The sequence below is a fragment of the Paramesorhizobium deserti genome (assembly GCF_001558695.1).
In the GTDB taxonomy this organism is placed as follows: domain Bacteria; phylum Pseudomonadota; class Alphaproteobacteria; order Rhizobiales; family Rhizobiaceae; genus Paramesorhizobium; species Paramesorhizobium deserti.
Genome location: NZ_LNTU01000038.1, coordinates 71,896 through 96,975, shown reverse-complemented (window position 1 = coordinate 96,975; position 25,080 = coordinate 71,896). Strand labels below are relative to the sequence as shown.

At 61.8% G+C, this 25,080-nt stretch carries 22 protein-coding genes and 1 pseudogene; 13 read left to right on the top strand and 10 right to left on the bottom strand.

Annotated features, from left to right (window positions below):
* Nucleotides 1-29: 29 nt before the first annotated feature.
* From ATN84_RS21490 to ATN84_RS21480, 3 genes are read left to right on the top strand one after another with little or no spacing between them, the layout of a single operon-like run.
* Nucleotides 30-509, top strand: a complete 480-nt coding sequence (locus tag ATN84_RS21490; protein WP_068884555.1) for a TRAP transporter small permease — start codon at nucleotides 30-32, stop codon at nucleotides 507-509.
* Between the two features lie 33 nt (nucleotides 510-542).
* Nucleotides 543-1,814 carry a TRAP transporter large permease gene (locus tag ATN84_RS21485; protein WP_068884554.1) on the top strand — a complete coding sequence of 424 codons (1,272 nt, stop codon included), beginning with the start codon at nucleotides 543-545 and terminating at the stop codon, nucleotides 1,812-1,814.
* A gap of 25 nt (nucleotides 1,815-1,839) precedes the next feature.
* On the top strand, nucleotides 1,840-2,994 hold the full coding sequence (locus ATN84_RS21480; RefSeq protein ID WP_068884553.1) for a mandelate racemase/muconate lactonizing enzyme family protein: 1,155 nt from the start codon (nucleotides 1,840-1,842) through the stop codon (nucleotides 2,992-2,994).
* A 623-nt stretch (nucleotides 2,995-3,617) separates the two neighbouring features.
* On the opposite strand, the gene ligD is transcribed toward ATN84_RS21480, so the two are convergent.
* Together ligD and ku are read right to left on the bottom strand one after the other, a co-directional pair.
* Entirely contained in the window at nucleotides 3,618-6,173 is a 2,556-nt protein-coding gene (gene ligD, locus ATN84_RS21475) for a DNA ligase D (protein WP_068884552.1), read from the bottom strand.
* 3 nt (nucleotides 6,174-6,176) lie between these two features.
* Nucleotides 6,177-7,046 (bottom strand): non-homologous end joining protein Ku, encoded by an 870-nt coding sequence (gene ku, locus ATN84_RS21470; protein ID WP_068884757.1) that lies wholly within the window; start codon nucleotides 7,044-7,046, stop codon nucleotides 6,177-6,179.
* A gap of 325 nt (nucleotides 7,047-7,371) precedes the next feature.
* On the opposite strand from ku, the gene ATN84_RS21465 reads away from it, so the two are divergent.
* Nucleotides 7,372-7,581, top strand: a complete 210-nt coding sequence (locus tag ATN84_RS21465; protein WP_068884551.1) for a hypothetical protein — start codon at nucleotides 7,372-7,374, stop codon at nucleotides 7,579-7,581.
* 332 nt (nucleotides 7,582-7,913) lie between these two features.
* Nucleotides 7,914-8,675 (top strand): glycoside hydrolase family 108 protein, encoded by a 762-nt coding sequence (locus ATN84_RS21460; protein ID WP_068884550.1) that lies wholly within the window; start codon nucleotides 7,914-7,916, stop codon nucleotides 8,673-8,675.
* Between the two features lie 6 nt (nucleotides 8,676-8,681).
* Here the strand turns inward: ATN84_RS21460 and ATN84_RS21455 are convergent, their stop codons facing one another.
* Nucleotides 8,682-9,905, bottom strand: a complete 1,224-nt coding sequence (locus ATN84_RS21455; protein WP_068884549.1) for an ROK family transcriptional regulator — start codon at nucleotides 9,903-9,905, stop codon at nucleotides 8,682-8,684.
* Between the two features lie 177 nt (nucleotides 9,906-10,082).
* On the opposite strand from ATN84_RS21455, the gene ATN84_RS21450 reads away from it, so the two are divergent.
* The 6 genes from ATN84_RS21450 to ATN84_RS21425 all read left to right on the top strand — a co-directional run bounded on the left by ATN84_RS21450 (nucleotide 10,083) and on the right by ATN84_RS21425 (nucleotide 16,292).
* Entirely contained in the window at nucleotides 10,083-11,321 is a 1,239-nt protein-coding gene (locus ATN84_RS21450; RefSeq protein ID WP_068884548.1) for an extracellular solute-binding protein, read from the top strand.
* A 197-nt stretch (nucleotides 11,322-11,518) separates the two neighbouring features.
* Nucleotides 11,519-12,403 carry a carbohydrate ABC transporter permease gene (locus tag ATN84_RS21445; protein ID WP_068884547.1) on the top strand — a complete coding sequence of 295 codons (885 nt, stop codon included), beginning with the start codon at nucleotides 11,519-11,521 and terminating at the stop codon, nucleotides 12,401-12,403.
* Nucleotides 12,403-13,248, top strand: coding sequence for a carbohydrate ABC transporter permease (locus ATN84_RS21440; RefSeq protein ID WP_068884546.1), 846 nt, complete (start codon nucleotides 12,403-12,405; stop codon nucleotides 13,246-13,248). Before ATN84_RS21445 ends, ATN84_RS21440 begins: the two co-directional genes overlap by 1 nt.
* Nucleotides 13,245-14,282 (top strand): SIS domain-containing protein, encoded by a 1,038-nt coding sequence (locus tag ATN84_RS21435; protein ID WP_068884545.1) that lies wholly within the window; start codon nucleotides 13,245-13,247, stop codon nucleotides 14,280-14,282. Before ATN84_RS21440 ends, ATN84_RS21435 begins: the two co-directional genes overlap by 4 nt.
* 5 nt (nucleotides 14,283-14,287) lie before the next feature.
* Entirely contained in the window at nucleotides 14,288-15,232 is a 945-nt protein-coding gene (locus tag ATN84_RS21430; RefSeq protein WP_068884756.1) for a carbohydrate kinase family protein, read from the top strand.
* The gene (locus ATN84_RS21425) at nucleotides 15,219-16,292 is read left to right on the top strand and encodes an ABC transporter ATP-binding protein (protein ID WP_068884544.1); all 1,074 of its coding nucleotides are present in this window, start codon (nucleotides 15,219-15,221) and stop codon (nucleotides 16,290-16,292) included. Before ATN84_RS21430 ends, ATN84_RS21425 begins: the two co-directional genes overlap by 14 nt.
* Before the next feature lie 4 nt (nucleotides 16,293-16,296).
* Here ATN84_RS21425 and ATN84_RS21420 read toward each other — a convergent pair whose 3' ends face one another.
* The 6 genes from ATN84_RS21420 to ATN84_RS21395 all read right to left on the bottom strand — a co-directional run bounded on the left by ATN84_RS21420 (nucleotide 16,297) and on the right by ATN84_RS21395 (nucleotide 22,227).
* Nucleotides 16,297-16,452: a peptide ABC transporter permease gene (locus ATN84_RS21420; RefSeq protein WP_068884543.1), complete on the bottom strand. Its 156-nt coding sequence runs from the start codon at nucleotides 16,450-16,452 to the stop codon at nucleotides 16,297-16,299.
* An 83-nt stretch (nucleotides 16,453-16,535) separates the two neighbouring features.
* Nucleotides 16,536-17,945, bottom strand: a complete 1,410-nt coding sequence (locus tag ATN84_RS21415) for an NAD(P)H-dependent oxidoreductase (RefSeq protein ID WP_068884542.1) — start codon at nucleotides 17,943-17,945, stop codon at nucleotides 16,536-16,538.
* Between the two features lie 38 nt (nucleotides 17,946-17,983).
* Nucleotides 17,984-19,507 carry a tripartite tricarboxylate transporter permease gene (locus tag ATN84_RS21410; RefSeq protein WP_068884541.1) on the bottom strand — a complete coding sequence of 508 codons (1,524 nt, stop codon included), beginning with the start codon at nucleotides 19,505-19,507 and terminating at the stop codon, nucleotides 17,984-17,986.
* A gap of 42 nt (nucleotides 19,508-19,549) precedes the next feature.
* Complete coding sequence (locus ATN84_RS21405; RefSeq protein WP_068884540.1) at nucleotides 19,550-20,050, bottom strand: tripartite tricarboxylate transporter TctB family protein; 501 nt, start codon at nucleotides 20,048-20,050, stop codon at nucleotides 19,550-19,552.
* A gap of 63 nt (nucleotides 20,051-20,113) precedes the next feature.
* Complete coding sequence (locus tag ATN84_RS21400) at nucleotides 20,114-21,097, bottom strand: Bug family tripartite tricarboxylate transporter substrate binding protein (RefSeq protein ID WP_068884539.1); 984 nt, start codon at nucleotides 21,095-21,097, stop codon at nucleotides 20,114-20,116.
* Nucleotides 21,098-21,174: 77 nt separating this feature from the next.
* Nucleotides 21,175-22,227 carry a 4-hydroxythreonine-4-phosphate dehydrogenase PdxA gene (locus tag ATN84_RS21395; protein WP_068884755.1) on the bottom strand — a complete coding sequence of 351 codons (1,053 nt, stop codon included), beginning with the start codon at nucleotides 22,225-22,227 and terminating at the stop codon, nucleotides 21,175-21,177.
* Nucleotides 22,228-22,425: 198 nt separating this feature from the next.
* On the opposite strand from ATN84_RS21395, the gene ATN84_RS21390 reads away from it, so the two are divergent.
* Nucleotides 22,426-23,109 carry a GntR family transcriptional regulator gene (locus ATN84_RS21390; protein WP_068884538.1) on the top strand — a complete coding sequence of 228 codons (684 nt, stop codon included), beginning with the start codon at nucleotides 22,426-22,428 and terminating at the stop codon, nucleotides 23,107-23,109.
* Nucleotides 23,110-23,494: 385 nt separating this feature from the next.
* Here ATN84_RS21390 and ATN84_RS21380 read toward each other — a convergent pair whose 3' ends face one another.
* Nucleotides 23,495-24,133 (bottom strand): TetR/AcrR family transcriptional regulator, encoded by a 639-nt coding sequence (locus tag ATN84_RS21380; RefSeq protein ID WP_068884536.1) that lies wholly within the window; start codon nucleotides 24,131-24,133, stop codon nucleotides 23,495-23,497.
* A gap of 103 nt (nucleotides 24,134-24,236) precedes the next feature.
* Here ATN84_RS21380 and ATN84_RS21375 point away from each other — a divergent pair.
* A pseudogene (locus ATN84_RS21375) lies at nucleotides 24,237-25,078 on the top strand (NAD(P)H-binding protein).
* Nucleotides 25,079-25,080: the final 2 nt, after the last annotated feature.

The following is a 25,080-nucleotide window of genomic DNA, read 5'->3' as shown; positions in this document are numbered from 1 at the left end:
CACCCTCATTTTTTGTTGGATCCCCGACCATGAAAATCCGCGACATATCCCGCTGCCTCGCCCGAGGTTGTGAACTCATCGCTGCGGCTATCCTGCTCGTGGTCTGTCTCATCAACTTCACGCAGGTTGGTGGCCGGTACCTATTGGGAACGTCGCTGAGCTGGGGCGAAGAAACAATGCGCTACATCATGATGTGGCTGATGATGCTGGGTAGCGTAACGGCGGTTTATCGTCTCGAACACATGGCAGTGGAAGGCCTCCAGGACATCGTGTCGCTGAAATACCGACATGCAGTTCGCGGTGCTCTTTACGCTGTTGGTGGCCTTCTGTTCGTGCTGCTCGCCTATTATGGCTGGTCGGCTGCTATGCGAAACGCTGCTCAGAATGCAGCGGCCTCAGGCATGCCCATGATTGTTCCCTACATGGCGATCCCCGTCGGCTCCGTACTGATCCTTGTTCAGATTGTCCTTTGCTGGATCTCGGGCTTTGGCATCGAAGAGAATGACTGACTCCGCTCCCCTCATCCCCCTCGAGGACTGAAAATGCTTTGGGTTGCAATCCTTTCGATGGTGCTGTTGCTGGGAGGAATTCCGATCGCGATGGCGCTTGGGCTTGGGGGGACATTGGGGGTCTGGCTGGCCGGCATCCCTCTGCAGGTCATCATCACCCGCTTCTTTGCCGGGGTAGACAGCTTCGTCTTCCTCGCGATGCCATTCTACATACTCGCCGCGGAGATCATGAACCGTAGCGGTATTACCACCCGCCTCATTTATCTGTCCTCCATCTTTACCGGCCGCCTTCCCGGGGGCACCGCCTATACCAATGTAGGTACCTCGGTCCTGTTTGCCGGCGTGTCCGGCTCTGCCGTCGCGGATGCCAGCGCGCTTGCTCGCTTTTTCATGACCGTCATGCCCAAGGAAGGATACACGAAGCAATATTCCGCGGCGGTTACCGCCGCGTCCTCCATTATCGGTCCAATCATCCCACCGTCCGGCCTGGCGATCATAATGGCCGCGGTGACTGGTCTCTCGGTTGTGGATCTCTTCGTAGCAGGAGTGGTGCCCGGCGTGCTCTTCGGCCTGGCTTGTGCGCTGGTCATCTTCATAAAATCGGTGCGGAGCGGGCTACCAAAATCCCTCGTGACCGTAAGCCGACAGGATCTTCCGAGGCTCCTGCTTGAAGGCACAGCTGTCATGCTTCTGCCTTTCATCATCGTCGGCGGAATGGTGACAGGAGCGTTCACGGCCACCGAGGGTGGAGGTATTGCTGTCTTCGTTGCAGCTCTGCTCGGCCTGTTCCTGTTCCGGTCAATCACCTTTGCCGATCTCTGGGATGCACTCATCGTCTCGGCACGAGGCAGTGCCACGATCTACCTCCTGGTCGCTGCTGCATCGATCCTTTCCTATGCGCTCAACCTGTTGGGAATCGGTGGAGTCGTAACGGCTATCGCCCCCTATTTCGAAAGCAGTCCCATGCTGTTCCTGCTGGGCGTGATGCTTCTGATGCTGTTCCTCGGCATGTTCCTCGATATCGGCGCAGCGTTACTTATCTTCGTGCCGTTGGTGATGCCGACTATTCTTCAACTGGGTATCGACCCTATCCAGGCGTCGATGGTGATCATCCTGTCCCTTGCCATGGGACTTATCACGCCCCCTGTCGGTGTTGTTCTCTTTATCCTGATGAAGATCGGCAACATCCGCATGACGCCGCTGATGCGGGAACTGATGCCATTCATCCTCGCGGAGATCGGCATCATCCTGCTTCTTATCCTTTTCCCGCCGCTGTCGACCTGGCTACCGAACCTGCTTCGCTGAAGCCTTCCACGTTCTGGATGATTGAATGAAAATTACCGCGATCAAACCCTACATCGCCCGCGTGGGTGCCAGAAATCAGCTTGTCGTCAAGGTCGAGACAGACAGCGGTATCCACGGCTGGGGAGAGTCAGGCCTTTCCTACCGCGAGAAGGCTGTGGCCGGCGCGTTGGATCACTACGCGCAGTTCTTGCTGGGCCGTGATCCGATGCGCTGCGGGGCGCTGTGGCAGGAAATGTATCGCAGCCAATACTTCGAGGGCGGTCGTGTGCTTTCGGCGGCAATCGCAGCGCTTGACATCGCCTTCCACGATATCAAGGGCAAGGCGCTTGGTGTCCCGGTTTATCAACTGCTCGGTGGTAAGCAGCGCGACCTTGTGCCAGCTTTCGCCACGACCTCGGCGGAGCCCGGCGAGGAGATGGTCAAGCAGACGGTGATGCTGAAGGAGGCAGGCTGGAACTGCGTACGCTTCATCGCGACTGGGCAGGAAAACACCGATCACTTCGAACCTCGAGAATCTATCGCGACCACGGCTGAATGGGTGACGAGGGCACGGGCAGAAGTCGGACATACCCTGACGCTAGGGGTCGAGTATCACCATCGTCTAACGGTTGCGGAAGCTGCCTCCTTCTGTCAGAAGATGCCTAAGGGCACGATTGACTTCCTTGAGGAAGGGATCCGTGATGAAACCCCCTCAGCTTACGAGGCTCTGCGTCGGATGACGGATGTGCCTTTCGCTATTGGCGAGGAATTCTCCTCTAAATGGCAGTTCCTGCCCTACGTGGAACGTGACATCATGCAGTTCTGCCGCATCGACATCTGCAATGTCGGCGGTTTCACCGAGGCCATGAAGGTCGCTGGCTGGTGCGAGGCGCATTATATCGACCTGATGCCGCACAATCCGCTGGGCCCGATCTGCACCGCCGCATCCGTTCACTTTGGTGCCGCGGTAGCAAATTTCGGATGGCTCGAATGCCGTCAGAGCCCGGCCGAACAACACTGGGGCTTCGACAATCGCACGCTGTTCCCGAAGCAGATCGAGATGGATGGTGCCTTCTACGTTGTCCCTGATGCTCCAGGGCTTGGCATCGACGTCAAAGAGGCAGAGCTTCAGAAGATGCCTTTCGAGTATTCCGAGCCGCCGCACCTGCGGCGGACCGATGGATCGTTCACCAACTGGTAGGAGTTCGCGTTATCCTCAAGCTCGCGTGGTTGCCTCGATGGCGACATGTCCCGTAGCAGGGCAGAGGGCGCGCTGTCCCGCCAGCATTTCCACTTAAAATAAACGAAGGGCCCTTAAGAGCTTACCGCTGGCAGCGGAAGACAGCAGGTGATCATCACCACGCCCGCTTTCCGCGTCTGGCCATTGAGAAAGAACGCCCCGAACCGGGAATGGGAAGACGGGCGGTCATGCGAACGCTCGATCCTTGGTAGTGAGTTCGACCGCGGTCACAGGACCGCCCGTCCGGCGATTTCCGTCTCCGTCCGTTCCGCTTCGGGGAAGGCTAGGGATCGTCGCGGCAGCTTGCGGCTGCCACGTCCCGTCTCGGCCTTCCCCTTAAGTGCTCGTCCAGCACACACCGGGCGTAGTCCCGGCAGGGGAACCCTTGGACGGAGCCTCCCCGGACGACGGGATACGTTTTCCCGCCATCGGAGGCGCCGGTCCTTCCCCGCGAGACCCGCCGTCGCGAGCCACGTTCCCGCGGGAAGAACTGAGGGCAAGGATAAGGGCAGGACAGGAACTGTGGGATAAGTTTTTGGGAAAGAGCCGTTGTGGTTGGTTCTGCCGTTCCGGAACGAAAATCCCTAAGCGGCCTTCTTCCTGCGCTTCTTCGGCGTCTCCAGAGGCACCGCCGCCACGCGGAAGCCGTCCCACGGGTCCTTGCGCAGAGATGCCAGTCGGGTGGGCATGTTGTTGACGGTGAAATAGGCCGGGCCGATATCGGGGCCGAGTTCGTCCCAGGTCAGCGGGGTCGAGACGGCCGCGCCGGGACGCGCGCGGCTCGAATAGGGCGCGATCGCCGTAGCGCCCCTCTGATTGCGCAGATAATCGATGAGGATCTTCCCGCGCCGCTTCGATTTGGTGATGGTCGAGACATAGAGGTCGGGGCTATCGGCCGCCATGGCATCTGCGATCGATTTGGTGAACGCCTTCACGGCGGTCCAGTTCGCCTTGGGTTCGAGCGGCGCCACGACGTGCAGCCCCTTGCCGCCCGATGTCTTGACGAAGGGGTTGAGCCCCGCCTGGGCAAGCCTTTCGCGTGTCTCCTGCGCGGCATCGATCACCGCCTTCCAGGCGACGCCTTTGCCCGGATCGAGATCCATCACGAGCATGTCCGGCCGCTCCCAGTCGGTGTTGGTCGAGCCCCATGGGTGAATCTCCAGCACGGCGCCCTGCACCAACCCGATCAGCCCGTCGAGATCGTTGATGCTGATCATCGGCTCACCCGATTTATCCTTTGGGTCCTTCACGAGCACGATATTCGGGTTGAGCCCCTTCCAGGCATGCTTCTGGAAAAACGAGTGCCCGGTGATGCCTTGCGGGCACCGCACCAGCGCAAGCGGACGGCCGACGACGAACGGTGCGATATGCCGCCATACCTCGGTGTAGTAATCCGCAAGGCCTTCCTTGGTGACGCCCTCGTCCGGCCAGTAGATGCGGTCGGGATGGGTGAGCCGGACCTTGCGCCGCGGCTGCTTCGATGTGGTAGGTGCCATCTTCGTCGTTTCCCGCACGACGCTCTCCGCCGGCTTGTCTTCCCGCAAGCCCCGGAAGGAAGCATGCCTGAGATTGTCGCCGGCTGTCCAGCTTCGAAATTCGATCTCGGCGACATTCTCCGGTCTGACATAGCGAACCTGCCTTGCTTCTTCCGCCGTCAGCTTTTCGGCAAAGGGGCTTGACGGGATGCGGATGCGCTCCAGCCGCCGGTAGAGATCCTCGGCAACCGAAGCGGTGAACCCCGTCCCTGCACGCCCGACATGCTTGAGCTTGCCGTGGTCATAATAGCCCAGCACCAGCGAGCCGATCGCCTTGCGCGACGTGGACGAGGGGACATAGCCGGCGATCACGAACTCCTGCCGGGCCGAGCATTTGGACTTGATCCAGTCCTTGCCGCGTCCGGACCGGTAGGGCGCATCCCGCTTTTTCGAGACGATGCCCTCCAGGCTCAGCCGACAAGCATGGGTGAGCACGAGGCTGCCCTGCTCCTCGAAATGGGAGCTGTAGCGGATCATTCCGGCTTGTGCGCCGACGATCCGTTCCAGAAGCTTCTTGCGCTCGATGAGCGGCAACCGGCGAAGGTCGTATCCGTCGAGATAAAGGAGATCGAAGACATAGAAGACGAAGCGGTCGGTCCGCCCGTCGCTCAGGTCCGTCTGCAGGGCGGAAAAATCCGATGCGCCGGCGTCGGTCTCGACCACCAGTTCGCCATCTATCAGCGCCGACCCGACCGGCAGATCGCGGAGCGCCTCGGTGACTTCCTTGCCAAATTTCTTCGTCCAGTCCAATCCGCTGCGGGTCAGGAGCTTGACCCGCCCGGCCTCGATGCGCGCCTGCAGCCGGTATCCGTCGAACTTGATCTCGTGCAGCCATTCAGCACCCATCGGCGGCTTGGCCTGTAGGGTGGCGAACACCGGCTCGACGAATGCGGGCATCGAGGCTTTCTTCGCGCCCTTGATCTTTACGGGATCGGGAAGCGGTTGCGCCTCCTCGGCAGTCGCTGGCGGAGCGGCCTTGGTCTTGCGCTTCGTCGCCTTGCGCTCGATCTTTCCCGTTTTCGAGGACCAGCCCGGCTCCTCGCCGGCGACCTCCTCGACCACGCGTCCGGTTTTAACCGACCGAGGGCGTTCCTCCAGTATATCCGGAGCGCCTTCGGGCCGCGCCGCCTCGTCCTCGCCCTTGATCAGCAGCCAGTTGCTGCGCTTTTCGCGGGGATTTCGCGCCATGCGGATCAGATGCCACCGTCCCGAAAGTTTCTCGCCGTGCAGCTCGAATTCGAGATGGCCTTTGGCGAGCCCCTTCTTCGCATCGGTGACGGGCGTCCAGCTGCCGCGATCCCAGACAAGGACCGTCCCCCCGCCATATTCGCCTTTCGGGATCGTCCCTTCGAAATCGCCATATTCGAGCGGATGGTCCTCCACCTCGACGGCAAGCCGCTTCTCGCCGGGAACGAGGCTTGGCCCCCGGGTCACCGCCCAGCTCTTCAAAACGCCATCCAGTTCAAGCCGCAGATCATAGTGGAGACGTCGCGCGGCGTGCTTCTGGATGACATAGCTGTCACCGGTCTTGCGTGCCTTACGCCCCTTGGGCTCCGGCGTCGTCTTGAAATTGCGTTTCGTGCGATATGTCTGGAGGTCGGCCATGGATCAGCTTGCCTTGCGTCTGCTGGCGGCAGTTTCTTTCCTGGCTTTGGCCCTTGCAGAGGCGGATTTTTTGGCCGTGCTGCCCGAAGCCTTCTTCTTGCTCATCCCGGCGCTTTCGCGCAGCGCTTCCATGAGATCGACCACTTTACCGGCCGGACGCTCCGTCTTCACCTCGATGGTCCTGCCTTCCAGCTTCGCCTTGACCAGCTCGGCAAGGGCTGCCTCATAGCGATCATCATATTCGCTCGGGTCGAACTTGCCCATTTTGGTGTCGATGATATGTCTGGCCAGATCGAGCATCTCGCCCTTGATCGTGATATCCGGCACCTCGTCGAACGCTTCCCGCGCCGCGCGCACCTCGTAATCGAAATTGAGCGTCGTGGCGATCAGCCCGTCGCCGTGGGTGCGGATCAGCACCGAGCGGGCGCGACGGAAGAGAACCGTGTGCGCCAGCGCCGCGACATTCTTCGCACGCATGCCCTCGCGGATCAGAACGTAAGCCTCCATGGCTCGCTCGTCGCTCGGCGCCAGATAATAGGGTTTGTCGAAATAGACGCTGTCGATATCCCGGCAGGCGATGAAATCGGAGATGCTGAGCGTCTTGTCGCTCTCCGGCACGGCGGATGCCACCTCCTCGGGCTCGAGCATCAGATATTCATCATTACCGATTTCATAGCCCTTGACCTGCTCATCCCTTTCCACCGGCTTACCGGTCTGGCTGTCGACATATTGACGCCGCAGGCGATGATGCGTCGCCCGGTTGAGCATGTGGAAGCCGATGCGCTCGGATGTCGAGGCGGCCGTATAGAGGGCGACCGGACAGACCAGTTCGCCGACCTTCAGAAAACCTTTCCAATTCGCTCTTGGCGCCAATTTCACCTCGTCCGGTTGGCCGCATGCGCCCTTTCGGGTCCTCTGCGGTAACGCGGGCAGGTTATGCTTTGTTCCTCGCGCCGCCCCCATCACGAATTGAAACAGCGAGCGGCGCGGCCGCACCAAATGCTGCTTCATGCGTTTAACCCCGGAACGAGGGAACCCTCCAGCTTACGGAACTAAACCGGAGGTAGAGTTGATCTTGATCAAGTGTCGCGACGCGAAAATGGACGACCTTCATCCTGCCTCCTCGGAACATGCGGGACTTGTCCGTGAATGCGTCGATCGGTCCTGAAGTTGATGCATGGAATGAAAGGAATAGATCATGTCACCCGAGGAACGCGACCCGCACCACCACACCCGGAAGACGAAAGCCAGGCTGCAGGAGACGACAACGCATCTGCGCGAAGACATCGAGAAAGTGGACGAACCGCAATTCAAGGCCATGTTCGAAACCTCCGCCGAAGTGCTCGACGGTCTCGTCAAGGCTTTCGACCATTATGAGCGCAAGAGCGAAAGCGCATGGCGGGCCTGAGCAAATTCAGGAAAAGGTGGGAACGGCGTTCCGCCCGAATTCTCGGAAGGCCGCGGCTGAGGCTCGGGACGATCAGATCGGACGGTTGGCCGGTGAATCGGCGGAAACGCTCCCGCTGCATCGTGCTTATCTGGCCCGTTCCAGCCACCCTATACCGCAGACCTCCCATTCCAAGCACAGCCGACTTGTGAAAATGTCCGGCTGCGGCATTGGAGTAGTGAGTGAAGTAAATATCACCGTTATATCGAGATATATCCAGTATATTATGAAAATTTCAACTTTAAGTCTTCTATATTACGTTCCTATTCAATTTTAGTTTGGAAGGAACGGGCATGGCACAAGGAACCTTCCCCCAATGCATGCGATATGTATTCGAGGAAGAGGGGGGATATGCTGACAATCCCGCCGATCCCGGCGGCCCTACAAATATGGGCATTACCCTGCGGACGCTTTCGGCCTGGCGAGGACACGCCGTCTCGCCGGACGATGTCAAGAATCTTGGCAAAGCAGAGGCGACCCAGATCTACAAGGTGGAATACTGGAACAAGATAGACGGAGATGAGCTGCCAGCGGGTCTCGATTACGCGGTATTCGACTTTGCGGTCAATTCCGGCCCAGCGCGCGCGGCGATAATGTTGCAGGAGATCATCGGCGTCCCCCAGGATGGCGTGATCGGCATGCAGACGATCCGCGCCGCCGAAAGCCGAAACGTTGCGGACGTCATCAATGCATTGTGCGACAAACGTCAGGCATGGCTTCAGACATTGATGGCTGCAGACACGTTCGGAACGGGCTGGACTTCACGTGTTGAACGCGTCCGGTCACGCGCTTTGGCGCTTGCCGCCGAAAACAAGGACAGTCCCGCCGCCAACGGAGCGGGCTCCGCAACGGCGAAGGCGAGGCAGAGCGACACATCGGTTACATCGATCCTTGCCAAACCGGAAGCGCTGGGATCACTCGGAAGCGTCGCCACCGGCCTCGCCGCAATTGCAACCGGCCGCGGGCCGGTGCAATACGCCCTCGCAGCCGTCATGATCATGTTCGCGCTTGTCGGCGTCTGGTATTTCATCCGCCGGATCCGCGGTGAGCCCTGATCCACTTCACGCCCCGAAGCGGGATTTGAGGATCGCGGAAAAACGCGGATCGAACGCCCTGGCGATCGGCTCGGCGGCGGCACCGAGCGCGACCGCCCATGGATTGGCGAGCCCCGGCTGGATGCGCGGCAGCGCGCGTGAGCTGCGCGCCGCCAGCGACGGCAGGAGCGGCTGCATGTGGTCGATCAGCTGATCGATCAGCACGCGCGGTGCCCCGCCGCACAATATGATCGTCTGCGGATCGAAGACCGTTTCGAGCAGATGCACCATCCAGCGCAGCCGTTCGGATGCGCCTTTCATCCATTCCTCGACCTGCTCATTCGGCTTTTCCGCCGCCCGTTCGATCTTGTCGAAAAGCCGGGGATCGGAGGGAGCGATATCGAGAATCTTGCAAAGCGAGGCGAGGGACGCCTGGTGTTCCAGCGGTGCAACGAATGGCCTGGCGCCCGCTTCGCCGGGGGCGAGGCTCATGCCGATCTCGCCGGCATTGCCGTTCTGTCCGCTATAGAGCTCGCCGTTCAGGATCAGGCCGGCGCCGAGACCATAGCCGAGATAGATGCAGATGGCGTGGTCGAGACCGTGGGCCGAGCCCACCAGCCTTTCCGCCGTGGCGGCGGCGGCGGCATCGTTCTGCAGCGCCACCTCGAGCCCCGTTCCGGTGGCGAGCATTTCTAGCAGCGGATAATTCTGCCAGCTCGCCATCATCCATTGATTGTCGTCGTCGCCATCGATGCCGAAAGGCCCCGGCATGGCGACGCCGAGCCCGACCAGCCGCCGTTCCGCCTCCGGCACGGCGTCCGACAGCGTGCTGCGCGCGCTTTCGATCAGATCCAGGATGATCCTGACACCTTTTTCCGGCCCACCCGGCGGAAGCTCGACGGATTTCTGCACCAGCACCTCGCCCACCAGATTGACGGCGATGACGCGGCTTACATAACGGTCGATCTGCAGGCCAAGCGCATAGGCGCCTTCCGGCACGAGCTCATAAGGCGTCGCCGGCTGGCCGCGCCCCTTTCTCACGGAAGCCTGCGATCGCACCAGCCCGTCGCGCTCCAGTTCCTCGATGATGTTGGAGACAGTCTGTTTCGTCAGCCGCGTCGCACGGGCAAGCTCGGCGCGCGACAGGGCGCCGTTGAGGCGCAGCGCGTCCACCATCACCCGCCTGTTATGCGCGCTGGCGCCTCCCAGATTGGTGCCGCTCGTCGCCCTGATCACTCGCGCATCATTCATTTTCGAACCCTCTTGACTTGAGCTAAATCTTGCTCAACAAATAAGTCAAGACAATTGACTTAAAAGAAGGGCCTGGAAAGCCCCGGGGAACGAAGCTCTGGTCGGTCGAACAGCGTCCGCACGGTGCACGCTCCAAAGTTGGATAGCGAGATTCAAAGCCAGAAACTGGAGGATGACATGCTGAAATCCATTAACACGGCGCTTCTCGGCGCAACGCTTCTCCTGGGCATCCAGGCGATGCCCGCTTATGCGGAAACAACGCTCAACGCGCTCTTCATGGCCCAGGCCGCCTATAGCGAGGCGGATGTGCGCGCCATGACGGACGCCTTCACCAAGGCCAATCCGGATGTGAAGGTCAATCTCGAATTCGTCCCCTATGAGGGCCTGCACGACAAGACCGTGCTCGCGCAAGGCTCTGGCGGCGGCTATGACGTCGTGCTCTTCGACGTGATCTGGCCTGCCGAATATGCCGCGAACAAGGTGCTGGTCGACGTCACCGACCGCATCACGCCGGAAATGAAGGACGGCATTCTTCCCGGTGCCTGGACGACGGTCGAATATGAGGGCAAGCGCTACGGCATGCCCTGGATCCTCGACACCAAATATCTCTTCTACAACAAGGAAATCCTCGAAAAAGCGGGCATTTCCGAGCCCCCGAAGACGTGGGCGGAGTTGCAGGATCAGGCCAAGCTCATCAAGGAAAAGGGCCTTCTCGAAAACCCGATTGCCTGGAGTTGGGCTCAGGCGGAAGCCGCGATCTGCGATTACACGACGCTGGTCAGCGCCTATGGCGGCAAGTTCCTTGAAGACGGCAAGCCGGCTTTCCAGACCGATGGCGGCCTCGATGCGCTGAACTATATGGTCGACAGTTATAAGTCCGGCGTCAGCAACCCGAATTCCAAGGAGTTCTTGGAAGAGGACGTCCGCCGCGTCTTCCAGAATGGCGAAGCGGCCTTCGCGCTCAACTGGACCTACATGTACAATCTCGCCAATGACGAGAAGGAGAGCAAGGTCGCCGGCAAGGTCGGCGTGGTTCCCGCTCCCGGCGTCGAAGGCAAGAGCGAGGTTTCGGCCGTCAACGGCTCGATGGGCCTCGGCGTCACCACGACAAGCAAGCATCCCGACGAGGCCTGGAAATACATCGCCTTCATGACCTCGCAGGAGACGCAGAACGCCTATGCCAAGCTCAGCCTGCCGATCTGGGCCGCCTCTTATGAGGACCCCGATGTCACCAAGGATCAGGAAGAGCTGATCAAGGCGGCAAAGGTCGCTCTCGCCGCCATGTATCCGCGTCCGACGACACCGAAATATCAGGAGCTGTCGGCCGCTCTGCAGCAGGGCATTCAGGAAGCGCTGCTCGACCAGTCGAGCCCGGAAGACGCGCTGAAGGCGGCTGCCGAGAACAGCGGCCTTTGATCAGCCCGGCGCCACCTCCCCCTGATGGGGAGGCAGCGCATCCCTGACCGTCATCCTCGGGCTTGTCCCGAGGATCCACGGAAAAAAGCACCGTCATCCGTGACAGGCTTACGACCGCACCGATCCATGTTTTTCTGTCGTAGATCCCTCGGGACAAGCCCGAGGATGACGATAACTAGAAGTTCAGGCGTAACCTCATGTCCCAAACCTGGATCACGACCAGAGCCTGGCTCCTGATGCTGCCGCTCCTGATCGTGATGATCGCGGTCATCGGCTGGCCTCTGGTGGATACCGTCAGGCTCTCTTTCACCGATGCCAGGCTGATCGGAACGCAAGGCAGCTTCGTCGGCATCGAGAATTACGCCAAGCTGATCTCCAGCTCCAATTTCCAGCGCGCCCTGACCATCACCGCGTTGTTCGCCGTCCTTTCCGTCACGGCGGAAATGGTGCTCGGCGTGCTCGCCGCCCTATTGCTCAATCAGGAGTTCAGGGGGCGCACCCTGCTCCGGGCGCTGATGATCCTGCCCTGGGCGCTGCCGACCGTCGTCAACGCCACGCTGTGGCGGCTGATCTATAATCCCGAATATGGCGCGCTCAACGCTCTTCTGACGCAGATCGGCCTTCTCGACACCTATCGCTCATGGCTCGGCGAGCCCGGCACCGCCATGGCGGCGCTGATCATCGCCGATTGCTGGAAGAATTTTCCGCTCGTCGCGCTGATCGCATTGGCCGCGCTGCAGGCCGTCCCGCGCGATATCATGGCGGCTTCCATGGTGGATGGCGCGGGTGCATGGTCTCGCTTCCGCTTCGTGATCCTGCCCTATCTCGCCGGCCCGCTGATGGTCGCGCTGGTGCTCAGAACCATTGAGGCCTTCAAGGTCTTCGACATCATCTGGGTGATGACGCGGGGCGGCCCGGCGAACAGCACCCGCACGCTCTCCATCCTCGTCTATCAGGAAGCCTTTTCCTTCCAGCGCGCCGGATCGGGCGCGTCGCTGGCGCTGATCGTCACGCTGCTGGTGACCATACTCGCCGTCGCCTATGCCGCGCTCATCCGCAAAAGTGCCGGAGGTACAGCCTGATGGAGCGCCGCAGCCTCGCTTTCCAGATCTTCATCCATGTCTGTGCGCTGCTGCTCGCTATCGTCGTGCTCGCGCCCGTCCTCTGGCTCTTCGTCATGAGCATTTCCTCGACGAACGATCTCATTGCCAAGCCGCTGCACTGGTGGCCGCAGGACGTGGACTTCTCCCGCTATGAGCTGCTGCTCGCCACCACCAGCAACAGCGCCGGCGCGGCCTTTATCTCGGCATTGCTGAATAGCCTCAAGGTTGCAGGCATGGCGACGCTGGCCGCCGTGGCCGTGGCCATTCCCGCGGCCTGGGCCGTGTCGCGCACCCCTGATGTCACCTGGTCGCTCTATATCGTCATCGCCACCTATATGCTGCCGCCCGTGGCGCTCGCCGTGCCCCTCTATATGGCGCTCGCAGCACTCGGCCTGCTCAATACCGTCTACGGGCTGGCGATGGTCTACCTCACCATTCTGGCGCCATTCACCACATGGCTGCTGAAATCGGGGCTCGACAATATCCCGCGTGAAATCGAAAGCGCGGCGATGATGGACGGCGCGCGGCTCGACCAGGTGCTCCGCATCATCACCCTGCCGCTCGCCGCGCCCGTCATGGCGACGGCGGCGCTCTTCGCCTTCCTGCTTGCCTGGGACGAATTCTTCTATGCGCTGCTCTTCACCTCCGACCAGCGCGCCAAGACCCTGACCGTGGCCATCGCCGATCTCGCCGGCGGCCGCGTATCCGATTACGGGCTGATCGCGACAGCCGGCGTGCTCGCCGCCCTGCCGCCTGTGGTGATCGGCCTCGTCATGCAACGCGCCCTGATCTCGGGGCTTACCGGAGGCGGCGTCAAAGGATGAATATGACTGTGAACAGCTTGCGCCCGGCGGGCCTGATGGCGATCGACAGGGAAATGGCGCGCCAGCATGGCGACGCCCTGGCTTCTTTCGAGAATGCCGGCGAAACCGCAAAAGTCATTGCCAATTCGCTGAAGCGGACCGGCAGGCTGCTGCTTCTCGGCATGGGGGGCTCCCATGCTGTCGGCCGTGCCATGGAGCCTTTTTACCGCGAGCTCGGCGTCGACGCCGTGGCGCTGCCGCTTTCCGAACAGTTAAACCAGTCGCTGCCGCTTGCCGGCCGCACCATCCTGATGACCTCGCAATCGGGCGAAAGCGCCGAAGTACTGCGCTTCCTCTCGGAAGCGGGCATTTCGGAAGGGAGCAAGCCGGAGGATGTCTTCGGCCTCACCCTCGAGGCGGGCTCGACCATGGCTAGGATCCTGCCGAACCTCGTCGGCGCCGGTGGAACAGAGCACGCCTTCGCCGCGACCCGCAGCCTGACGGTGACCTTCGCGCTTCACGCGGCGATACTCGCGGCACTGGGAGAAGATCAGCAACCAGCCCTTACTCTTCTAGCGCACCCACAGGTACCTGATTTATCCACCGCGCTCGATGCCATGCGCGATGTCTCGACCATCGTCACATCCGGACGTCGGATGCAGGGCGTGGCGGAAGCCATCGCCCTTGGGCTGACGGAACTCTCGCGCCTGCCCTGCTATTCGCTGGAAGGCGGGCAGTTGCGCCACGGTCCGATGGAGATGCTGGGGCCGAAGGTCGGCATCGTCTTGTTCCGGGCAAAGGAAGCGACATCGGAACTCGTCGCCCGCATGGCGCGTGACGCTGCACAAGCAGGATCGCCCGTCGTCGTCTTCGACGCGTCGGGAGAGCCGCCGGTGGATGGTATCGTTAGCGTTCCTGTGACCGCGTCGAGCGGCATGGCGGCGATCTTCGCGCTGCTGCCAGCCGCGCAATGCTTCATGGTCGAGTTCGCCGCCTCGCGCGTCGCCGATGCCGGCACGCCGGTGCGCTCGTCCAAGATCACGAGAAGCGAATGAACGGGATGCATCCGCTCGCCGTCGTCGGGAATGTCAATGTCGACCTGATCATGGGCCCGGCCACGCCCTGGCCGACGCCCGGCACCGAGATCATCGTCGATCATGACGAGCTGCGCGTCGGCGGCGCGGCGGGCAACAGCGCGCTCGTCTGGTCGGCGCTCGGCCTCGACTACCAGTTCGCAGCCAATATTGGCTCCGACCAGTTCGGCATCTGGCTGCGCGAGGCCTTCGCGCCGCATTCCGCTGCCTGGCCGGTGGCGCCCGTCGGCACCACGCTTTCCATCGGCATCACCCATCCGGGTGGCGAGCGCACCTTCTTCACGACGCGCGGTCATCTCCCCGCGCTCGACTGGCCGCAGGTGCGCGCCATGCTGAACTGGGAGGCGCTCGCCGGCGGCACTCTGCTCGTCTGCGGCAGCTTCCTCACCGACGCGCTGACGACGCAATATGACGCGCTGTTCAATCTCGCCGATGCGCATGATATCCGCGTCGCGCTCGACACCGGCTGGCCGCTCGATGGTTGGACGGACGCCAATTGCGAGGCGGCGAGAAATTGGCTGTCGCGCTCGGCTTGTCTGCTGCTCAACGAGGTTGAAGCCACGGCCCTTTCCGGAAAGGCGTCGCCGGAAGAGGCGGCATCCATGCTTCGCAGCCTTATGCCCGCCGGCGCGCTCGTCATCGTCAAGCGCGGCCCCGCAGGTGCGCTCGGCCTCGACGCCGATGGCCGGCAGTGGCAGGCACCTGCCCCTGATGTGTCCGTCATCGACACGATCGGCGCGGGCGATGTCTTCAACGCGGCCTTTCTTGCCGCCCACGCCCTTGGCAAGCCGCTTGGCGAAAGCCTGACATATGGCGTGCACATCGCCTCGACCGCCATTTCCACCCTGCCGCGCCGTTACGATGCCGGTCCCGGCTTAAGCGTGAAGGAGAACGCCGATGAGCGCGCTTGACCTGATCGATATCCGCAAGCGCTATGGCAGTGTCGACACGCTGAAAGGCATCGACATCTCGCTTGAAAGTGGTGAATTCCTGGTGCTGCTCGGCTCGTCCGGCTGCGGAAAATCGACGCTCCTCAACATCATCGCCGGGCTGGCGGAGCCGACGGCGGGCGAGGTGCGCATCGACGGCCGTTCCGTCAATGGCGTGCACCCGAAGGACCGCGACATCGCCATGGTATTTCAGTCCTATGCGCTTTATCCAAATCTTTCGGTCGCCCGCAATATCGGCTTCGGCCTCGAAATGCGCAAAATTCCGCGCGCAACGCGTGAGGACGCCGTGCGCAAGACCGCCGGGATCCTGCAGATCGAAAACCTGCTCGACCGCAAGCCCTCTGAACTTTCCGGCGGGCAGCGCCAGCGCGTCGCCATCGGCCGGGCGCTGGTGCGCGACCCGAAGGTGTTCCTCTTCGACGAGCCGCTCTCCAATCTCGACGCCAAGCTGCGCATGGAGATGCGCACGGAGCTGAAGCGCCTGCACCAGATGCTCGGCACCACCATCGTCTATGTCACGCATGACCAGATCGAGGCGATGACGCTCGCCACCCGCATCGCGGTGATGCGCAACGGCCAGATCGAGCAACTGGCGACGCCGGAAGAGATCTATAACCGCCCGGCAACGCTCTATGTCGCGGAATTCGTCGGCTCGCCGCCGATGAACCTGCTCGACGCGACATTCGAGGGAAACACGCTTTCGATCGACGGTTCAAATGCGCGGATCGTGCTGCCCGCGCATCTGCATTCGACTGAAGCCCGTCGGCAGGTGGTCATCGGAATCCGCCCCGAAGCCCTATATCCGATCGCGCAGGAAAGCGATCAGCCCTCCATCGAGGCAAAGATCGAGATTGTGGAACTGACCGGGCCGGAACGCGTGGTCTCCGGATCCGTGGGAAGCCAGAAGCTCGTCGCCAGCCTGCCGCAGCAGACGGCGATCACCTCCGGCGCGCTGCAACGCTTCGGTTGCCCGATCGACGCGCTGCATCTTTTCGACAGAAAGAGTGGCGAGCGGATTTAGCGTTCTACAACGCAAATCGCAGGATCAGTGCGAAAAGCAGTATCCCCGCCAGCCCAGCGATGAAGATGATGCGGCGCGTCCGCGTCCTGAGAATGATCTCGCCCTGGCGGGCCTTCTCACCGGAATAGGTGAATTGTTCGGGATCTTTGTCCTTGACCATGACTCCTGCCCTTTTCAGGGCCAAACATCTCATTCCCGCGAAGGTTCCAAGAATGACTGTAGCCTTGGCTGGCTTTTGTCTCTTCAGACAGCGTTTTCGCGCGCCTTCTGCAAATCGGCTCCGAAGAAGAAGGCATCCTGCCGCCGGCGCAGATCGAGAAGGCATGAATCCTCCGCGGCGATGTCACCGAGACGGATCGCGCTGCCGGCTTTTACCGGGTGGACCAGCCGCCGGTTTGCGACGAGATAGAACGGCGCCGGTCGCTCCGCCTCGAGCGGTCCCGCCGGCACGAGCGCCGATGAAACATTTTCGATGGCGTGATGATGGCCCGTCGCCGTCAGCAATGTCCCGGCCTCAAGATCGGCATCGGCGATTGCGATGAGATCGAAACGCGGGCGAGGATGCCTCGCGCCGCTGGAAAGCCCCTTAAGCCCGGCTTCCAGTACGCTCGTGGCCGCCTCCAGTCCCAGGAGATGGCGAGGCAGATAGACCATGGCGGTTGCGCCATTCCGGCTCAAAATATGCCCTTTTCCGGCGAGCAGTTCCCAGCTCGCCGCATCGCGGCAGCGGATGACGACGAAGACCCCACCGGCGAAGCTGATTTCGCCCGGAAGCCGCAGGCAGTGGAAAACATCCATCCGCCGCTCGCCCTGGAGAAGCCCGCCATCATCCCAAGTCGAAAGGAAGGTCGGCACTTCCGATATCCGTGCGATCGGACAGTGCAGATCCGGCCGGTCGGGAACGAGATCGACGAAATGGGATACAACGGCAAGTTCGCAGAGATCGGGCACCGCGCGTTGCGGCAGCTCCGCCGCCGCCTTCGCCCGCGCCGTTACGAATTCGGCAACGTCCTGCTCGCCAAGCTCGAGCAGATCGCCGAAACCTGCGGTATCGATGGTAACACCATTGCTCGTCAGCGTTCCGGCCGCCGGGTCTAAGACGAAATCATATTCGCTTGACTTGCCGGCACAGATGATCTCGAAGCCGAGCACTTCCGCCCAGGTGACGAGACCGATCAACAGGCTCGGCTGGTCTCCGTCAACCGGGGTCACCACCCTGCCCTTCCGGGCAGCGAGAGCAGCGAGGCCCGGACCAACGACGCTGTCCACCTCCTTGGAGACGAGCGCAACATGCTTGCCGGCTTCGATCGCCAATTCGGTATGGCGGGCACCCGCTTCGGGATGGCCGGTCGCTTCCACCAGCACGTCGAAAGGCAGATGGATGACATGGGCGAGGTCGCCGGCGGCAATGGAAGCTCCTTCAGCCCAGGCGCGGCTCGCATCCTCCGCGCTGTGGCACTCGACAACTTTATCGGCTCCCACGGATTCCAGCGCCGCCGCGGCCGTGGCGCTGTCGATATCGACCGCGATCCGCACATTCATCAGGGGAACGCGCGCGGCCTGCGCCAGGAAGCTGCGGCCGAACCCGCCGGTACCCACAATGCACGCCTCGACGGGCCGGGCCGCGCCGGCAAAATAATCATGAAAGTTCATGGAGAGCGATCCTTCCGGAACTGAGATGGGCCGTTACGTCAGACCTTGGCGGGATGTCCGGTCGCCGGGCGGCGCGGGCGGCGCAGGCCGGCCGCCTTGGCGATCAGTGGCCAAAGGAGCATCAGCACGCCAAGGGCCATGATCGTCGAGACGAGCGGGTTCGACCAGAAGATCGTCAGCGATCCGTTCGACATCAGCATGGATTGGCGAAAAGCATCCTCGGCCTTGTCGCCGAGAACCATGGCCAGCACCAGCGGCGCGATCGGATAGTCCAGCTTCTTGAAGAGATAGCCAAGGATACCGAAGCCGAGCACGAGCCACATGTCGAAGGTCGAACTGGCCACCTGATAAGCGCCGGAGAAGATGATGGCGACGATCACCGGCCCGACGATCGAAAACGGCACCCGCAGGATCGAGGCGTAGAGCGGAACGGTGGTCAGCACCAGGAGCACGGCGACGACATTGCCGAGATACATCGAAGCGATGAGGCCCCAGACAAAGTCAGGCCTGTCGATAAAGAGCATGGGCCCCGGCGTCAGACCCCAGATCATCAATCCGCCCATCATCACCGCCGCCGTCGCGGAACCAGGAACGCCGAGCGCCAGCATGGGCAGCAGCGCCGACGTGCCGGCGGAGTGATCAGCCGTTTCCGGTGAGACGATGCCGCGCGGGTCGCCCTTGCCGAACTGCGATTTGTCCTTGGCGAAGCGCCGGGCGAGGCCATAGCTCATGAAGGAGGCGGCGGTCGGTCCGGCGGGCGTGATGCCCATCCAGATGCCGATCAGCGTCGAACGCAGGATCGACCAGCCATAGCGCGGCATCTCCTTCAGCGTCTTCAGGACATCAATGGGCCGGACGCGCGCCTTGATGCCATTGAAACGCAGCCCCTCCTCCGTCGTCAGCAGCAATTCGCCAATACCGAAGAGCCCCATGACCGCGACGAGAAAGGAGATGCCCTTGATCAGATCCGGAATGCCGAAGGTGAGGCGCAGCCCGCCGGAAATCGTATCCATGCCGACGGTAGCAAAGGCGAAGCCCAGCATCATCGTCACCAAGGTCTTGGCGGGCGCATTGGCGCTCATGCCGATGAAGCTGGCGAAAGCGAGGAAATAGACGGCGAAGAACTCCGGCGAAGAGAATTGCAGCGCAAAGCGTGCGACCCAGCCGGAAAGCAGCGTGATCATGACGACGCCGGCAAGCGCGCCGATGCCGGCGGACATGAAGGCAAGCGTCAGCGCCCGCGTCGCCTGGCCGTTCTTGGCCATGGGATAGCCGTCGAATGTGGTCGCCACCGAGGAAGGCTCGCCAGGAATATTGAACAGGATCGAGGTGGTCGATCCGCCGAAGAGCGCGCCCCAATACATGCAGGAGAGCAGGATGATGGCCGAGATCGGATCCATCGTGAAGGTGAGCGGCAGGAGCAGCGAAACGCCGTTCGGCGCCCCGAGACCCGGCAGAACGCCGACCAGGATGCCCAGCATGACCCCGATCATCATGATCATGAGGTGATGCGCGGTGATGACGGTGGCGAAGCCGTCCATCAGATAGCCGAAATTGCCCATCGCCTGTTTCCTCCCAAGCGGTTCCGACGGTCTATCGCCGGATCAGTAGATGCCGAGCCAGCCCTCTATCGGCCCCTTCAGCAGCGGAACCTGAAAGCCGATCTCGAAGATGAGGTAGAAGAGGCCGGTGACGGCCAGCGCCGCCAGAGCGCTGATCCACCAGCGATAGCCGCCCTGCCACATCATGGCGCCGCATATGTAGAGCGCCGTGCCGACATAGAGGCCGAGGAGCAGTGAGACGACCGTGAAGGCGACGAGCGGCAGAAAGAAACCGAGAACGGGCCTGGCCTTCTCGATATCGAGGAATATCTCGCCTTCATGCCGGTAGAAGAACATGGTTCGCAGCAGCGTCACCAGACTACCGAGGATGATCAGGACACCGACATAGAAAGGAAAATAGCCCGCTTCCGGCCCAGTCTCGGCCCAGCCGATACCGCTTCGCCACGAGCCGAAGCAAATGGCGAGACCCGCCCCGGCGGTCAGGAGCGCCGTGACGATTTCCATCGTCTTGCGCGACACGGATTGCTTTTCGGATTCAGCCATGCTCGCCTCCCAGGCATTGCGGGTTAGGAGACGCCCCAATTGGGGCGCCATCCCGATCGGGGCTTACTCGACCAGCCAGCCCTCGCGTTTGAGCACTTTCAGAACATTCTCCCGGTCATTGGCCTGATAGGCCACGAAGTCGTCGCCGGCCATGAACTGCGATGTCTGCGACGTCTTGGCGGCATAGTCCGCCCATTCCGGTGTCTCGGAGACTTTCTTCAGGACATCGCGATAGAAGGCGACGGCATCCTCGTCCACACCGGCCGGCAGCCAGACGGTACGCGGCATGCGATAATTGTCGATCGCCAGACCCGCTTCGGCGCAGGTCGGGATATCGTGCCAGCCCTTGCCGTCATGCACGGGGTCGCTCTGCGGGAAGCGATCGGGCCGGAAGACGCAGAGCGGCTTCACCATGCCAGCCTGCCACTGGCCGCGATTTTCGTTGGGATTGTTCACGTTGCCGTCGATATGGCCGCCGGCCAGTTGAACCGCCGCCTCGCCGCCACTCTTGAACGGAATATAGCGGAATTGCGCTCCGGTCACATCGGCGATCGTCGAGACGAGGATCTGATCGGTATCCTTGGACTGGCTGCCGCCGAACTGAAGCGCTCCCGGCTTCGCCTTCGCCGCCTCCACGAAGGATTTGACGTCGTTGAACTCCGATTGGCCGTTGACCCAGATGAGGAATTCGTCGAGCGCCAGCGTGGCGACGGGCGTCAGGTCTTCCGGCTTGTAAGGGACGGCCGCGACGCTGGGCAGGAGATATTCATTATTGGTGCCGAAGGTCAGCTTGTAGGGATCGCCCTTGTAGCCCGCGGCGTAGACGAAGCCTTCAGCTCCGCTACCGCCGCCCTTGTTGGTGACGACGACGGGTGCGTCCATCAGCTTATGCTTGGCGATGATGGACTGCACCGTGCGGGCGAAATTGTCGGTGCCGCCGCCCGGACCCGATGTCACGACGAATTCAACAGGCCGTGTCGGCTCGAAGGCAAGCGCCGGCCCCGCGGCCGTCATCGCAAGCAGCGCCAGGGTAATCTTCTTAAGCATGTCGGTTCCTCCCAGGTTTTGAATCGTCCCACCACAAGCTCCAATCCCGGCGGTTCGATCCCGTTTCATCAATCGGTCTATTCGGCCGCTTCTCTCAACGCAGCCTGTCGTCTCGCCATCTTGGCCGCAAGCAGCACTGCCTCGCGCGACGCGCCCACATCCGCGATGCCACGACCCGCTATGTCATAAGCCGTGCCATGAGCGGGGGTGCAGAGCGGAAACGGCAGCCCGCCCATCATGGTCACGCCCTTGTCGAAGCCCATCATCTTCATCGCGATCTGGCCTTGATCGTGATACATGGTCAACACGGCGTGGAAACCTTCCTTCAGCGCGCGCAGGAATACGGTGTCGGCCGGGAACGGCCCCTCAACGGCGTAGCCCGCCGCCTTCGCCCGCTCCACGGCGGGCTCGATCACCTCGATCTCCTCCATCCCGAAGCTGCCGCCATCGCCGGCATGCGGGTTGAGCCCCGCCACCGCAATCCGCGGCTGGTCGATCCCCGCAAGACGCAGGCACGTGGCGGTCAGATCGATCTCAGCCAGAATGGCTTGCTCACTGATGTGGCTTGAGACCGCCGACAGCGGGATATGCGAGGTCACCCGCGCGTTCCAGACCCGCTCGAGCACGTTGAACTCACGCATCCGGCCCTCGAAGGAGAGCACATCGGAGACGAAACGGATCTCGTCGTCATAGCCGGGATAGGCATAGCGCATCGCCTTCTTGTTGAAGGGCGTGAAACAGACCCCATCGACGCGATCCTGATCTGCCAGCAGCAGCGCGAAGCGGAAATTTTCGGTGGCGAAGCTGCCGCCGGCAAGCGTCGCCTCGCCGCGCGTGACATCGGCAGGGTCGAGATGACCGAGATCGACGAAGACAGGCCGGTCGGTGACATCGGCGGAGAAATCGGCCGGCGTGCGATAATCGAGATCGGGCGCGACTCCGGCGATTGCCGCGCCCTCCTCAAGGATGCGGCGGTCACCGATTACGACGAAACGCGCGGCACTCAGGAGCTCGGGCAAGGCGAGTATCCGCGCGGTCAGCTCCGGGCTTATGCCCGCCGGATCGCCCATGGCGAGAGCCAGGACAGGACGGTCCGCCCGCGTCTCGACACCCGTTTCGCTTGTGGCCATGAAAGCTCCTCCTTCTTCGATGGACATCCGGAGACTACAAGCCACATTTCCCATACGCAAGCATTTTGTATACAGTATAAAAAATAATACATGGAAAGCAGTATCATTTTGCCGTTCCCAATGCGAAAATGGATTTCGACAGGGACACCGAGCACGCAGAGCGGGTCCGGCAGGAACGGAAGCGGGAGAGAAAAGACGATGGCTTCGGAGGTGATCGAACAGGCTGGGCGACGTGCGGTCACGGCAATTTCCCGTCAATCGCTGCATGGCGAGATCGTCAACCGGTTGCGCGACATGATCATCGAGGGCGATCTGCAGCCCGGCCAGCGCATATACGAAAACCAGCTCGGCGAGGAACTGGGCGTCTCGCGCACGCCGTTGCGCGAAGCGCTGAAATTCCTGGCAAGCGAAGGGCTCGTCGAACTCGTGCCGAGCCGCGGCGCGATGGTCAAGCGGTTCTCGGCCAAGGATATCGAGGACATGCTGATCGTCATCCGGTCGATGGAGATGCTGGCCGCCCGCCTCGCCTGCGCAAAGGCGAGCGACGAGGGAATAGCCCGGCTGCGCGATCTCCACGATGCCATGGTGCGCCATTATCAGGCCGGCGAGCGGCTGGAATATTACAAGCTCAACCAGCAGATCCACACCGGCATCGTGGCTCTTGCCGATAACGCGCCGCTGGCAGAGGTGCATGGTCTGCTGCAATCGCGCGTCAAGCGCATCCGCTTCGTCGGCCATGAGGGGCCGGAGCGCTGGGCGGCGGCCGTCGCCGAGCACGAGCGGATCATGGCCGCGCTGGAAGCCCGCGATGCCGAGACGCTGGCCCGCGAACTGGACGTTCACCTCGCAAATGGCTGGGAACGGGTGAAGTCAACCATCTGACTACCTTCCGGCCCATCGGAATTGGGTTCCGCTTAAAACGGGACAAATAATGGAACCATTTCGCTGAGGCGGCTGTTACAGTCCTATCTCTGCCAGCGGCTTATCCTCCACGTCGGCATTGTCGTCGCGGTCAAACGACGAAAGGATCGCAGTTATGGAATCCGTCCTCGCGGTCGTCGCATGCCTTTCCACCGAGCCTTTATGCGAGGTGCATGTGCTTTCGAATCCGCTTCCCCGTGTGCAATGCGTGACCATTTCCCAACCCCTGGCGGCGCAATGGGCAGGCGAACACCCGAACCAGAAGATCTCCCGGATATTTTGCGCCGACCCCAAGGAACTCAGCAACATGCTCGGTCGCACCCGGGCATGACGGATCGGCCCAGGGTCAGAGCGCCAGCATCTCTCTCAGAACCATGCGTTTATAGGCATCAACGATCGCCTGGCCCTCTTCGCGCGTCACGGAAATGGCGAGCCGCATGGTCGCCTCGCCGAGCGACATGATCAGGAAAGCCGTCGTCGCGATCTCTTCCCGATCCCCCTCCCGATGTAGCCGCATCAGAACATCGGCCAGCATTCCGCCGATGATGCGGCTGTCGGCGAGTTCGTTTTCCCGCAACGCCTTGTCGGCCTGCGTTCCCGACCAGATGTCACGCATGACCGGCTCGGCCAGGAACATCTCATAATAGGTGTCGACCAGTTCGGTGAAGGCGCGCTCCAGCCCGGCCATATCCCGCACATCGGCAAGCCCCTCCCCGATGCATTCGCGGCTGAGCGCATTGTAGCGTTCGGCCAGCGTCAGGATGATGGCGCTCTTGTCGGGGAAGAACTGGTAAAGCGAGCCAATCGGCACGCCCGCCCGCTCGGCGACTTCGCCCATCTTCAACGCATCGCTGCCCTTTTCCGCAATCAGCGCCGCGGCGGCCTCGAGCATGCGCTCCACCCGCTCCCGGCTGCGCTGCTGCGTCGGCTGCTTGCGTGCGGCCGCCGGTGCTGCAGCAGCTTGCGATTTTTCCGTCTGGCTCATGTCGTCATCGATTCCTCAGGTTTCGCTTGACGGATATAATATGAGGGTTTATCACATTTGCAAATATGAGGATTACTCATATTTGTGGAGAAAGGAAACGACGATGACCAATCATCATGACCAGGGCCCGATCCTGATCCTAGGCGGCACCGGCAAGACGGGGCGGCGTGTCGCCGAACGACTGACCAGACAGGGAGTTCCGGTGCGTATCGGCTCCCGCTCGGCGAACCCGTCCTTCGACTGGACCGACAGGCCGACATGGGCAGGCGCTCTTGCCGGCGTGTCGGCCGTCTACATCACCTATCATCCGGACCTCGCTGTTCCCGGAGCCGCGAAACGGTCGATGCCTTTGCCCGCCAGGCGGTCGCGAGCGGCATCCGCGAACTGGTGCTGCTGTCAGGTCGCGGCGAGCCGGAAGCGCAGCGAACCGAACAGCTGATCGCGCAATCGGGCGCCGATTGGACGGTGGTGCGCGCATCCTGGTTCGCACAGAACTTCAGCGAGAGCTTCATGGGCAACGGCATAAGGGCCGGACAGGTCGTGCTGCCCGCCCGCGACGTCGCGGAGCCGTTTATCGACGTCGAAGACATTGCCGACGTCGTCGTCGCGGCGCTGACGGAGGACGGTCATGTCGGCCAGATCTATGAGGTAACGGGCCCGCGGCTTCTTACTTTCGCGGACGCGATCGGCGAAATCGCCAAAGCCACCGGCCGCAAGATCGATTACATTCCCGTCTCGGTGGATGACTACGTTGCGGAGTTGCGCAAAGAGGCCGTGCCGGAAGATCTGGTGCTGCTGCTGGATGATCTTTTCCGCAACGTGCTGGACGGCCGCAACGAATATCTGAGCGATGGCGTAAATCGCGCGCTCGGCAGGCAGCCGCGTGATTTTTCGGATTATGCCAGGCGGATGGCCGCTTCAGGCATTTGGGGAGGGAACCAATAATG

Bases quoted from the DNA above. Each gene is read 5' to 3' on its own strand.
- ATN84_RS21405 (WP_068884540.1), bottom strand. From the start codon at position 20,050: ATGGCTGAATCCGAAAAGCAATCCGTGTCGCGCAAGACGATGGAAATC.
- ATN84_RS21455 (WP_068884549.1), bottom strand. From the start codon at position 9,905: ATGAATGATGCGCGAGTGATCAGGGCGACGAGCGGCACCAATCTGGGA.
- ATN84_RS21460 (WP_068884550.1), top strand. From the start codon at position 7,914: ATGGCACAAGGAACCTTCCCCCAATGCATGCGATATGTATTCGAGGAA.
- ATN84_RS21485 (WP_068884554.1), top strand. From the start codon at position 543: ATGCTTTGGGTTGCAATCCTTTCGATGGTGCTGTTGCTGGGAGGAATT.
- ATN84_RS21390 (WP_068884538.1), top strand. From the start codon at position 22,426: ATGGCTTCGGAGGTGATCGAACAGGCTGGGCGACGTGCGGTCACGGCA.
- ATN84_RS21445 (WP_068884547.1), top strand. From the start codon at position 11,519: ATGTCCCAAACCTGGATCACGACCAGAGCCTGGCTCCTGATGCTGCCG.
- ATN84_RS21430 (WP_068884756.1), top strand. From the start codon at position 14,288: ATGCATCCGCTCGCCGTCGTCGGGAATGTCAATGTCGACCTGATCATG.
- ATN84_RS21395 (WP_068884755.1), bottom strand. From the start codon at position 22,227: ATGGCCACAAGCGAAACGGGTGTCGAGACGCGGGCGGACCGTCCTGTC.
- ligD (WP_068884552.1), bottom strand. From the start codon at position 6,173: ATGGCCGACCTCCAGACATATCGCACGAAACGCAATTTCAAGACGACG.
- ATN84_RS21410 (WP_068884541.1), bottom strand. From the start codon at position 19,507: ATGGGCAATTTCGGCTATCTGATGGACGGCTTCGCCACCGTCATCACC.
- ATN84_RS21425 (WP_068884544.1), top strand. From the start codon at position 15,219: ATGAGCGCGCTTGACCTGATCGATATCCGCAAGCGCTATGGCAGTGTC.
- ATN84_RS21480 (WP_068884553.1), top strand. From the start codon at position 1,840: ATGAAAATTACCGCGATCAAACCCTACATCGCCCGCGTGGGTGCCAGA.
- ATN84_RS21450 (WP_068884548.1), top strand. From the start codon at position 10,083: ATGCTGAAATCCATTAACACGGCGCTTCTCGGCGCAACGCTTCTCCTG.
- ATN84_RS21435 (WP_068884545.1), top strand. From the start codon at position 13,245: ATGAATATGACTGTGAACAGCTTGCGCCCGGCGGGCCTGATGGCGATC.
- ATN84_RS21465 (WP_068884551.1), top strand. From the start codon at position 7,372: ATGTCACCCGAGGAACGCGACCCGCACCACCACACCCGGAAGACGAAA.
- ATN84_RS21420 (WP_068884543.1), bottom strand. From the start codon at position 16,452: ATGGTCAAGGACAAAGATCCCGAACAATTCACCTATTCCGGTGAGAAG.
- ATN84_RS21415 (WP_068884542.1), bottom strand. From the start codon at position 17,945: ATGAACTTTCATGATTATTTTGCCGGCGCGGCCCGGCCCGTCGAGGCG.
- ATN84_RS21400 (WP_068884539.1), bottom strand. From the start codon at position 21,097: ATGCTTAAGAAGATTACCCTGGCGCTGCTTGCGATGACGGCCGCGGGG.
- ATN84_RS21380 (WP_068884536.1), bottom strand. From the start codon at position 24,133: ATGAGCCAGACGGAAAAATCGCAAGCTGCTGCAGCACCGGCGGCCGCA.
- ATN84_RS21490 (WP_068884555.1), top strand. From the start codon at position 30: ATGAAAATCCGCGACATATCCCGCTGCCTCGCCCGAGGTTGTGAACTC.
- ATN84_RS21440 (WP_068884546.1), top strand. From the start codon at position 12,403: ATGGAGCGCCGCAGCCTCGCTTTCCAGATCTTCATCCATGTCTGTGCG.